We start from the raw sequence: 12132 nt of genomic DNA, 5'->3' as shown, positions 1-12132 counted from the left end.
GCCATACTACCCCGTCTTCATATGCTTTGACAAATCCTTTAATGTTTGTAAATTTGCAATGGATTTTGTGGAAAAATGGCATACATTTATGGCCTCAGGGAGTCCAGGATGTATGTGAGGTTATGCAATAAATATTACCAGAAGAAATCTTCAATAAATATATCTCTTTTTTTCACTCCAAGATCAAGAAGTATTTTTACCGATGATTCTTTCATGATTTCCGGCCCGCAAATGTAAAATAAGCTGCCTTTTGGGTTTTTGACATATTTTTCAATCAAAGGTTTGTTTATATATCCTCTTTCACACCAAGATAAAGGAGACATTTCTTTGCTCAAAATATATACTGTTTTTAGCCATTTTTCCTCTATCTTATTTAATTCATCTTTAAAAATAATATCCTCTTTTGTTTTTGAGCCGTACAGTAAAAGGATATTTTGCTTTTCTCTGGAATATAAATTGTTTCTTATCATGCTCATAAAAGGAGTAATACCAACTCCTCCGGCAATAAAAACAATGTCTTTTTTACGATCTTTTAAAGTAAAAATTCCAAAAGGCCCGTCCAATATAACTTCTTCTCCTCTTTGAAGACAAAAAGCAGTTTTTGTAAACCTTCCTGTATTCTTTATAGTAAAGCGCAATAACTTTTCGTTCGGAGAACTTGATGTTGTAAATGGATGTCTTGCATACAAATTATTCTTGTTAATTCTTAAAAAAAAGAACTGACCCGCTTTAAAAACGACTTTCCTTTTCGTTTTTAAAAACAAGCTGAAAGTGTCATTTGTCTCTTTTATTATTTTTTCAACATAGAATTTTTCTTTGAACCTTTCTTTTATTTTATACCAAGTTCTGTATGTAATACCAATAATTATAGCTAAAAACAAAAAGCCATAGAGTATTTTTACGGAGGAAAAAATAATAAAAGAGCCCATATTTATGGCATGATATAATCCGAAGAAAAAAAGCAGATAAGTTAGAATATGGATATATTGCCAGATGTTATAAGAAATTCTTTTATATATTAAAGAAGAAATAAGAACGACAATAAAAATATATAAAGATACTGCTCCAAGAGCAAGAGGAAAAATGGCAAAATCAGGAATCAGATATCTTGCAAAAGTCCGATTTGAAATTATAAAAAATATAGGATGTAAAAAAACGAAAAAAGCTGTAAAAAGAGAAAATTTTCTCTGAAACTTTATAATTCTATCAAGACCTAAAAACCTGTCGAAAAATCTTGCGGTATCTCCTGAAAAAATAAGAAGAGAAAGACAGGTGAATCCTATAATCCCGGACCACCTGCCTAAATTATAAAACAAAACTGATAATTGAATCTCTTCTGCCATTTTATTCAGAAATTCTCAACAATCCCCATTGACCAAGATCTCTGTGCATCGGCTTGCTGCAATAATAGACAAACTCCCCCGCTTTGTCGGCAATAAATTCAACAACGACTTCCTGATTTACCGGAGTCTCGGAAAAAACATTAAATTCGTCAATCTTGAAATCATGCATTCCGCTCGTCGTCATGATTTTAATTCTTACCAGATCGCCTTTCTGAACATTGATTTCGCTTAATGAAAATCGAGGTGAAAAATTCCCATCAATAATCTCGCTGTAAGATTCTATTGAGAATTCTTTAACTGGAAAATTCTCTAAGTTTTCCTGCTCAATACTGTTTTCAGTATTATTAACTTCTAAATTATTCCCGCTAAAAAAGAAAAAACCTCCTATTATTACAAAAAAAACAACAACAAAAGATATAATTAATTTTTTATTCATATAATTTTTATTTAATTTAAAATCTTAATGCGCTTTGACTAAAACGCCCCTATATTATAAAAAAAAAAGAAAATAAAAAAAGTGGAGCCGGATGGATTTGAACCATCAACTTCCCCCCTTAAGGACGACGGCACCATGGTTGCCGGAAAAGTGTCCATAAGAAAAGGCGCTCTCCCTGATTGAGCTACGGCCCCACTTGATACATTCAAAAAAAGAACTGCCCTTAAAGATATCAGGTTACTAAGAAAAGTCAAATTATCATTGACAAAAATTTTCACCAGATTAATATCTAAAAGGAAAGTAAAGTTCTTTGACAAAGGAGGATATATGATTTGGGGAATAATTTCAGATACCCATGGCGATAAAGGGAATGCAATCCCTCATATTGTCGCCGAATTTAAAAAAAGAAACGTTGAATTAATAATACACTGCGGAGACATTGAAACTCAACACTTAAATCCGGAACTCTTTGGTAATTTGCCGGTCTATTGCGCTCTTTTGGAAGAGCAATCAGACAAAATTGAGTTTAAAAATCCTCCCGAAAAATGGGTTTTTACAAGGCCAAAAAACAGAATTTTGGATATTAACGGTCAAAGAATATATTTGGGGCATAAAAGGTCTTTTGACTTTTTAATGAATTCTGAGATAGAGCTGATAAAAATTTTGGCTGAAATAAGAAAAACAAACGACAATTTAAGATGGCTGTTTTCGGGGCATACCCACCATCAAATTTACCAACAGGGAATTGTAAATTTCATTAACCCGGGCGCTATTGAAACAACAATTGACGGATATGAATTCGCAGTTATTGACACTAAAACCGGACAGGTTGTTTTTAGCAGAATTCATAAAACAAACCCTATCAAAGAAACTTTCTCTATCGGGGTTATTTCCGACACTCTTGACATATCGGAAATGAATCCCGTTTTCTGGGAAAAATTAGTTAAAGAACTAAATAACAGAGGAGTGAAATTTATTGTTCATTGCGGAAATATAGCGATAAATGATATAGGCAGAAAAGAGCTTTGCAATTTCGAGGTTTTTTACAATCTTAGAGAAGACCAAATCAGAAAATTGCTGAAAACTGAAAAACCACCGGAAAATTGGCATTTGATTGAACGTGAAAATCCGGTAGTTGAAATAAACGGCTATAAATTCTATGTTCAACTGGATTTAGGCATTGATCTTTTGGAAAAATCGGAAATTGCCATGCAAAAATTATGCAGAGAGCTTCGAAGAAAATATCCCGAAATAAGCTTTGTTCTTTGCGGCTTTACAAACGATGCTTTTTATGAAGAAGGAGAGCAAGTTCGTATTGTAAATCCGGGAGATGCAAATCAAAGCCAAAACATGGCAGTAATCTGCCTTCCAAGAGCGGAAATTACTTTTTCAAACGTTCCTTTCGACCCTTTACCATAAAAATCTTTCCTTTTAAAAAAGAGCGTCAAAAGCGCTCTTCTTTTTATTTTGAAATTTTAAAGCTTTCTCTGTGAATTTTAGAAAAGCCGTATTTTTTGATTTGCCTTATATGAAAATCAGTACCGTATCCCTTATTTCTATCAAAGCCATAATTAAGATATCTTCTGGAAAATTTAACCATTATCTTGTCGCGATAAACCTTGGCAAGAATAGAGGCGGCGGCACAAGAAAAAATCTTTTCGTCTCCTTTTATAACCGGCTCTTCTAAAATACCAGCGTCTATTTCAAAATTTCCGTCTAAAATTAAATAATCAATCTTCTCTCCCTTTAACTTATTATTAAGAGAAAAAAGAGCTCTTCTCATTGCCGCTTTGGTGGCCTCTAAAATATTAATTTTATCTATTATTTTATTTGAAGATATTCCTATCCCCCACTCAATACTTTTACTTTTTGTAATAAGGGAAAAAAGCTCTTTTCTTTTTTCAGCGGAAACTTTTTTTGAATCATTAATATTTCTCAAAAATCCTTTTATATCTCTAAAATCCTTAATAAAAACAGCGGAAGCACAAACGGGCCCGGCTAAAGCTCCTCTTCCAACTTCGTCAATTCCGGCAATAAAATTATATCCCTTTTTTTGAATGCTTTTTTCTTTTCTAAATCCTAAAAACTTCATAATAGGGTATTATAGAATAAGAACGGGTTATTGACTATAGCCCTCTTTAAAAGTAGAATAATAACTATGAAATTCACTCATTTGCACGTCCACAGCCATTATTCTCTCCTTGACGGGTTATCTAAGATAGGCGACCTTGTAGACCATGTCAAAAAATTAGGAATGGACTCTATTGCCCTTACTGACCATGGTGTTCTTTATGGAGCTGTTGAATTTTACAAGGAAGCAAAAAAGAAAGGAATAAAGCCGATAATCGGAGCCGAACTTTATCTTTCCCACGAAAAGATGGAGCAGAAAAGGCCGAATATAGACCATAAAAGATACCATGTAGTTCTTCTTGTAAAAAACAAAGAAGGATATAAAAACCTAGTCAATCTTATTACAAAAGCTCATCTTGACGGTTTTTATTATAAGCCAAGAATCGACGAAGACCTCTTAGAAAAACACAAAGAAGGGCTTATAGTTTTATCTGGATGCATTCAGGGAAAAATCGCCCGGCTGATTATTTCAAATAAGCATAAAGAAGCCAAAGAAATGGCGCTAAAATGGCAAAAAACATTTGGGAAAGATAATTTTTTCCTGGAAATACAGCACCATCCAAACATTCCGGAACAAAAAAAAGTTAATGATTTTCTGATTGATTTTTCAAAAGAATCAAAAATTCCAATAGTAGCAACGGCAGATAGTCATTATTTAAAAAAAGAAGACGCCGAAGCCCAAGATATTTTAATGCTTATAAACACTGGAGCGGATATAAACGATTCCGAGCGCCTCACGATGAAAAACGAGGACTTTTCTCTTAAATCCCCACAAGAAATGACAGAGGCGTTTAAAGATGTTCCCGAGGCAATTGAAAATACGGAAAAAATTAAAAATATGTGCGATTTTGAATTTGAGCTTGGCAATTCCCGCCTCCCTAAATTTGAAGTTCCAAACGGGAAAACAGAAGAGCAATATTTAGAAGAATTATGCTGCAACGGGCTTAAAAAACGCTACAAGGAAGAGATAACAAATGAAATAAAACAGCGGTTAAAATACGAACTTTCCGTTATAAAAGAATTAAAGTTTTCTTCTTACTTTCTTATTGTCCAAGACCTGGTTAACTGGGCAAAAAGTAAAAGAATAGTAGTAGGCCCAGGAAGAGGTTCTGCCGCCGGTTCTCTTGTTTCTTATGTCCTTGGCATTACAAATGTTGACCCAATAAAACACGGTCTTATTTTCGAAAGGTTTTTAAATCCGGGAAGAGTTGCAGGGCTTCCCGATATTGACCTTGATTTTACAGACAGAAGAAGAGACGAGGTAATAAACTATGCCGCGGAAAAATACGGAAGAGATAAAGTCGCCCAAATAATCACTTTTGGAACCATGGCGGCAAGAGCTGTTATAAGGGACGTAGGAAGAGTGTTGGGATATCCATATTTTTACTGCGACAAACTTGCAAAGATGATTCCTTTCGGATTTAATCTTGAGATGGCTCTTAAAAAAGTGGATGAGTTTAAAGAAATATATAATAGCGACGAGCAGGCAAAACGGCTTATAGATATCGCCAAAAAACTTGAAGGAGTAATAAGACATGCTTCAACCCATGCCTGCGGAGTAGTAATTTCCCCGGAACCTCTGACAAATTATGTTCCTCTCCAAAGGCCAACGCAAAATGAAAAAACAATAGTAACTCAGTATGAAATGCACTCTGTAGAATCACTAGGCCTGCTTAAAATGGATTTTTTAGGATTAAAAAATCTTACCATTATTGAAGATACGCTAGCCCGCATTTATGTTATAAGAAATGAAAAGATAGACATTGAAAAAATACCCGATGACGACAAAGAAACATACCAGATATTAAGAAACGCTGAAAGCACGGGAATTTTCCAGCTGGAAAGCGGAGGAATGAAAAGATACCTCAAGGAAATGGCTCCTACAAGATTTGAGGACATCGAAGTTTTAATAGCCCTTTATCGTCCAGGCCCGATGGAACTTATTCCTTCCTACATAAAAAGAAAAAATAAAGAAGAAGAAATAACTTATCTTCACTTAAAATTAAAGCCCATCTTGGAAAAAACCTATGGCATAATGGTTTATCAAGAGCAATTAATGAAAATTGCCCAGGAACTTGCGGGATTTTCCCTTTCAGAAGCAGACGTTTTAAGAAAAGCTGTCGGTAAAAAAATAAAAGAGCTTCTTGGAGCTCAAGAAGAAAAATTCATTAACGGCTGTGTTAAAAACAATATTCCGAAGAAAACAGCTGAAAAAATATGGCAGTGGATTTTACCTTTTGCAAGCTACGGCTTTAATAAAAGCCACAGCACGGCTTACGCTATGATTGCCTATCAGACCGCCTATCTTAAAGCCCACTACCCTGTTGAATTTATGGCTTCCCTTCTTACTTCTGAAAAAACAGATACGGAAAGAGTTGCAATACTTATAGACGAGTGCAAAAAAATGAGAATAGAAGTTCTTCCTCCCGACATCAACGAAAGCTTAAAAAACTTCACCGTCATACCGAAAGAAAAGAAAATAACTTTTGGCCTTTTGGCAATTAAAAATGTCGGAGAAGGGATTATAGATATAATAACGGAAGAAAGAAAAAAGAACGGCCCTTTCGAATCTATTGGAAATTTTATAGAAAGAACAAGTTCCCGCGAACTTAATAAAAAGTCATTTGAAAGCCTTATAAAAGCAGGAGCATTCGATAAATTTGCCGAAAGAAACCAGTTACTGTATAATTTAGAAAACCTCCTTGCTTGGGCCAGAGAAACTGCAAAAACAAAAACAAACGGGCAAATCGGCCTTTTTGGAGTTCAAAATTTAAAAAGCGAAATTACCCTTATTCCTTCAGAACCGGCAAAAGACCAAGAAAAGCTTGCTTGGGAAAAAGAATTACTTGGACTCTACATATCTTCTCATCCTCTCGACAGCATGAAAGAGTTCCTTAATAAAAATGCTTTTTCAATAGCGAAAATAGACGATTCCTTGATAAATAGAAAAGTAAAGCTAGCCGGAATAATTTTAAAGATAAAAAAAATAATCACTAAAAACGGAAAGCAAATGATGTTTCTAACACTAGAAGACCCTACTGGGAAAATAGATGTTACCCTTTTCCCATCCATTATTGAAAACAGCAAAGCGGCAATTGAAGAAAATAAAATAGTATTCGTCCTGGGAAAAATAGACAGCAGGAACGGAGAAATACAGGTTGTAGCGGACGAAATTCAAGAAATAATAGGCCAATAATTAAAAAAAACATGTCAAACATTAAAAATATCAGGCATTCCCTTGCGCATATAATGGCGCATGCGGTAAAAAATCTCTATCCAAAAGTAAAATTTGGAATGGGTCCTGCAATAGAAAACGGGTTCTATTACGATTTTGATCTTGGCACTTTGAAAGTAGACCTTTCTGAAATTGAAATGGAAATGGAAAAAATAATAAAGGAAAATATCCCCTTTAAAAAAGAGGTAATTTCAAAACAGAAAGCTAATGATCTCTTTAAAGGCCAAAAATATAAGCTGGAAATAATTAATGATATAAAAGGAAAAAACGTTTCTATTTTTACCGTTGGAAAATTTACCGACCTTTGCGAAGGCCCCCATATAAAAAATACAAAAGAAATAAACATTGAAAGTTTTAAGATTTCAAGAATTGCCGGTGCTTATTTTAAAGGAAACGAGAAAAACAAAATGCTTACTCGCATTTACGGACTTGCTTTTGAAACGAAAGAAGAACTGGAAAATCACATAAAAATGCAAGAGGAAGCTGAAAAAAGAAACCACAGAAAGCTAGGAAAAGAGCTTGATCTTTTTTGTTTTTCGGATATTGTAGGGCCTGGATTACCTCTTTTTACTCCCAAAGGAACAATAGTTAAAGAAGAGCTTCAGAAAGAAGTGGAGAAAATATGTAAAAATTACGGATTTCAGAAAGTTATTACTCCTCACCTTGCTAAGATTGATTTATACGAAATATCAGGCCATAAACAAAAATTCAAAGACGAGCTTTTTCATGTCTCTTCTGAAAAAGGACATAAATTTGTTATGAAGCCAGTCCAGTGTCCTCATCAAACTCAAATATACGCCTCAAGAATTCGTTCTTATAGAGACCTTCCCATAAGATATATGGAAAGCGAAAAACAATATAGAGCGGAAAAAACAGGAGAAGTCGCAGGATTAAATAGAGTATATGCCATAACAGTTGAAGACGGCCATTCTTTTTGCATGGTAGAACAAGTAAAAGAAGAAATTAAGATTATGGTAAATATAATAAAAGATTTTTACTCTTCCTTGGGACTATGGGGAAATCATTCCGTTTATCTTGCATTAAGAGATTATAAACATCCAGAAAAATACATAGGAGAAGAAAAAGATTGGAAAAAATGCGAAAAAATACTTGGAGAGGTTTGTAAGGAAATGAATTTAAAAGCAGAAAAACAAGAAGGAGAAGCAGCTCTTTACGGTCCAAAAATTGATTTCATGTTTAAAGACGCTCTCGGAAAAGAAATTCAAATCCCAACAGTTCAAATTGATTTTGCCACTCCAAAAAGATTTAATCTTTCCTATATCAGTGAAAAAGGTAAAGAGATCCCTCCTGTTATGGTTCATAGAGCAATACTCGGTTCCTATGAAAGATTTATTGCTTTAATCATAGAACATTTTGGCGGCGCGTTTCCTCTTTGGCTCTCCCCTGTTCAAGTAAAGATTTTAACAATAAACGATTCCTGTATGGATTATGCAAAGAAGGTAAAAGACGCTCTTTCAAGTAAGGACATACGCGTTGAAATAGATATTGAAAACAATACAATTTCAAAAAAAATAAGAGAAGCGGAGATGAACAAAATCCCCTATATTCTTGTCATAGGAGAAAAAGAAAAAAAAGAAAATTCAATAAGCGTAAGAAAAAGAACCGAAGGGAACAAAGGGGAAATGTCCTTAAATAGTTTTGTTGAAAAAATAGAAGAAGAGATAAAATCAAAAAAATAAATGGAACTGTCAAAAGACGCTCAAAATTTAATAGATATAAATGAAAGGTGGAGAAAAGGCCTTGAAGAGAAAAAAACAGGAACAATTCACGTTGATGAAGCGGCCTCAAGGGTTGCAAGTTTTTATGAAAAAATAAGAGGAATAATAGATTGGAAAGAAGAGCACCTCTTAAGAAGAAATGCAACAGAAAGAGCTTTAAAAAGAAGGGTCTTTGCGAACTTTGATATTATAAACGGAGAAATAGACGAAACGCCGATTGAAGCAGAACCATTGGTTCTGGAATTAATACGGGGAGGGCATTTTCCAAACGATAATATAAAAGAAAGTAAAATAGAGGAAGTCCAAATTGCCATAAATAAATATCTCTTCATACTTAAAAAATATAAAGAAGAAAATCTCCGTTTCTATAACTTTTTATTTTCAATAGCCGCTTGCGAAATAGAAGAAATTTTAATCCCGTCTATAAAAGAAAGAGCATTAATTAATTATATGTTTTTGGCAATGAAAAGAAAAATTGTTCTTAACCAAGGAGTTATTGCCATAAATCCCATAACAAAGGAAGAAGAAAATATTCAGATATATATAGCCGTTCAAAGAGCTCTTTTTAATCTCGACAATCCGGTTATAAGCTATCATCTTTTAAATTATAAATATCCAAACTGGAAAAATTTAAATAAAAAGGAATTGGAAGAAATCAGGGAAAAAATACATTCGATAAAAGAGATGCTACTTGCTTCTTTGGAGCATCCACTGGGAGATAAATTTTATCGCGTTTGCAAAAAATACAATACTGTCTACCTTATAATTGGAGACATTATAAAATCAAACCCTTTGCAAATAAGAGAAGAAATTGAAAATCCGGAAAAATTAGAAACAATGATCAGAAAATCATATAACGAACGTTTTAAAACCTTAAAGTCAAGAATGAGAAGAGCTGCTTTTTATTCTACTTTATCCATATTTCTTACAAATATTGTCGTTCTCCTTGCAATAGAAATACCTCTCACCAAAATAATTGGAATATTCAATCCTTATTCAATAATAATAGATATTTTTGTTCCAACCTTTCTTATGGCCTTTTTGGTTTTAACAATAAAACTGCCTCCTAAAGAAAATTTAGATATAGTAATTTCAGAAGTAATAAAGGCGGTTTATAAAAAGGAAAAAGAAGATATTTACGAAATAAAATTCTTCAAAAAAAGAGGGGCCTTTTTCGGAGCAATAATAGATCTTGTTTATTTTGTAATATTTATTCTTATAGTCGGATTAATATTCTACGGCCTTTATAAAATAAGCTTCCCTCCCTTCTCTTATATCATATTTATAATATTCCTCTCGCTTATAGCTTTTGCAGGAGCAAAAATAAAAGAAAGAGCAAAAGAGCTCCACATGATAGAAGAAAAAGAACAGCTTTATTTCGTATTTTTGGACTCCCTATCGGCTCCCATTATTCATCTTGGAAAATGGCTGGCGTCAAAATGGGAAAGATACAATGTAATATCTGTTTTCTTTAGCGCCTTAATAGACATGCCTTTTATGCTGTTTATTGAATTTGTCGAACAGTGGAGATATTTTATAAAAGAAAAAAAAGAAAAAATATACTAGTTTTTGAATCTTGAAGAAAATATGGAAAAATTTTTAGGAGAGAAATACAAAGACCTTGCTTTTTCAAAACCCGTAGAGCGCGCTGTCAGAAAAAAAGGAGAAAACCCTCTTGATAGTGAAAAAAGAATCGATATTTATCTTTCCCGGTTAGAAGAAATATCAAAAAAAGAAAGAGGATTTCATCTATTAAAAGAAAAAATACTAGAAGAAAATATTACAAAATTTGAAGATATTCCTAAAGAATATCTTATTTTTCAGGAAAAAATAATAAGTCACAGAGAAGGACTATCCAATTGGCAAAGAATTCCCAATGAAGAAAGAGAGAGAATAAAAAGAGAAGAAATTGAAGAAGCATTGAAGGACCAAAGGGCTTCCCTTGAGCAATGGATTGATTATTTTATTTCAGATGATTCAAGTCATATTCCTAAAGAATTAAAATACTGGATTTTTAGAGACATCATTCATATGCAGGAATATGATGGAAAAAGAAAAAAATTCCCGATTCGTTCCAAGGGAACCGTTAAGAAATTTCCCGATATCAATGAAAAAGCCCTAGAATTTATTGTAAACGCCCTGAATAAAAAAAAGCAGGGAAAGGATATAGAACTGAAATACGATATTTCTCCCGAAGAAGAAGAGAAATTTAAAAAGTCTCTTCAAGGAGCTAATTTTAGAGAGCTTTATTCTTTTGCAAACGAACTTATAGCCCCGATACAAGAAGAGCTTTTACTTACAAAAGAAGGAGTATGGAAAAAATATAAAAAAGACGATTTTGAAACATTGGCAAATTCAATAAGAGGAAAAGGAACAGGATGGTGTATTGCCGGAGAAAACACTGCCGCTCTTTATCTAAAAGACAGTGATTTGGATGTTTTTTATTCAAATGATGAAAAAGGCAATCCGACAATTCCTCGTATTGCGATCAGATTAAAGGGCAAAAAAATAGTAGAAATAAGAGGGAGAGGAGAAGAACAAAATCTTGATCCTTATATAGGAAATATTTTAAGTGAGAAATTAGAATCATCGGATTTTGAAAATAAAAAAAGGAATATGGAAAAGGAAAAAGATACAAGAAAACTTGCTGATTTGCAAAGAAAAATCAAAGAAAATGTAGAATTAAATCAAGAAGATTTGATTTTTTTGTACGAAATAGAAAAAAAAATAGAAGGATTCGGACTTAGCGATGACCCTGCAATTGAGGAAATAAAATCAAAGAGAGATAAAATAAGCGACTACTGTACTATTTTCAACTGTAAAAAAGAACAAATAGTTGAAAAAATATCAGATATTAACGAGGATTCAAAAGTTTATACAGGAGATCTTCATCCTGAAAACTATAGAGTATTAAGCGAAAGAAAAAATCCCATAATGATAGACGGAAGAGTCATTCTTCAAAATGAAACCAAATTTAAATCAATTCCAGAAGGAACAATATTTAATAAAGATGTCAATTTCGATAACTGCATATCTTTGTCCTCAATCCCAAAAGGAACGATATTTAACGGAAATGCTTACTTTTTCGATGTTGCATTACTCTCTATTGATGACGATGTAAAATTTAACGGAGACGCTTATTTTGACGGTTTTAATCTTTCAAATGAAATAAGGGAAAAATTAAAAAAGATGAAAGAAGAGGGAAAAATAACAGGAAAACTTGTATTTGAAAGCCCTATGCTTGATTGA

8 protein-coding genes and 1 tRNA gene are annotated in these 12132 nt (G+C 33.2%); 5 read left to right on the top strand and 4 right to left on the bottom strand.

Annotation, left to right across the window (positions count from 1 at the left end; all coding sequences use genetic code 11):
- Positions 1–134: 134 nt before the first annotated feature.
- The 3 genes from PHH50_00795 to PHH50_00785 form a co-directional block, all read right to left on the bottom strand.
- On the bottom strand, positions 135–1343 hold the full coding sequence (locus tag PHH50_00795) for a ferredoxin reductase family protein (protein MDD3728849.1): 1209 nt from the start codon (positions 1341–1343) through the stop codon (positions 135–137).
- A 1-nt stretch (position 1344) separates the two neighbouring features.
- The gene (locus PHH50_00790; protein MDD3728848.1) at positions 1345–1779 is read right to left on the bottom strand and encodes a hypothetical protein; all 435 of its coding nucleotides are present in this window, start codon (positions 1777–1779) and stop codon (positions 1345–1347) included.
- A gap of 82 nt (positions 1780–1861) precedes the next feature.
- A tRNA-OTHER gene (locus PHH50_00785) sits at positions 1862–1973 on the bottom strand.
- 133 nt (positions 1974–2106) lie between these two features.
- Between PHH50_00785 and PHH50_00780 the strand changes: the two genes are divergently transcribed.
- Complete coding sequence (locus PHH50_00780) at positions 2107–3198, top strand: metallophosphoesterase family protein (GenBank protein ID MDD3728847.1); 1092 nt, start codon at positions 2107–2109, stop codon at positions 3196–3198.
- Between the two features lie 43 nt (positions 3199–3241).
- Here the strand turns inward: PHH50_00780 and PHH50_00775 are convergent, their stop codons facing one another.
- Positions 3242–3871: a ribonuclease HII gene (locus PHH50_00775; GenBank protein MDD3728846.1), complete on the bottom strand. Its 630-nt coding sequence runs from the start codon at positions 3869–3871 to the stop codon at positions 3242–3244.
- A gap of 66 nt (positions 3872–3937) precedes the next feature.
- On the opposite strand from PHH50_00775, the gene PHH50_00770 reads away from it, so the two are divergent.
- From PHH50_00770 to PHH50_00755, 4 genes are read left to right on the top strand one after another with little or no spacing between them, the layout of a single operon-like run.
- The gene (locus tag PHH50_00770) at positions 3938–7105 is read left to right on the top strand and encodes a DNA polymerase III subunit alpha (GenBank protein ID MDD3728845.1); all 3168 of its coding nucleotides are present in this window, start codon (positions 3938–3940) and stop codon (positions 7103–7105) included.
- Between the two features lie 11 nt (positions 7106–7116).
- Entirely contained in the window at positions 7117–8844 is a 1728-nt protein-coding gene (gene thrS, locus PHH50_00765; protein MDD3728844.1) for a threonine--tRNA ligase, read from the top strand.
- Positions 8845–10449, top strand: a complete 1605-nt coding sequence (locus PHH50_00760; protein ID MDD3728843.1) for a hypothetical protein — start codon at positions 8845–8847, stop codon at positions 10447–10449.
- Positions 10450–10470: 21 nt separating this feature from the next.
- Positions 10471–12132, top strand: a complete 1662-nt coding sequence (locus PHH50_00755) for a hypothetical protein (protein MDD3728842.1) — start codon at positions 10471–10473, stop codon at positions 12130–12132.

The sequence above is a fragment of the Candidatus Paceibacterota bacterium genome (assembly GCA_028697015.1).
Taxonomy (GTDB): domain Bacteria; phylum Patescibacteriota; class Minisyncoccia; order Minisyncoccales; family GWA2-38-27; genus JAQVFW01.
This window is presented reverse-complemented; position numbering and strand designations above follow the sequence as displayed.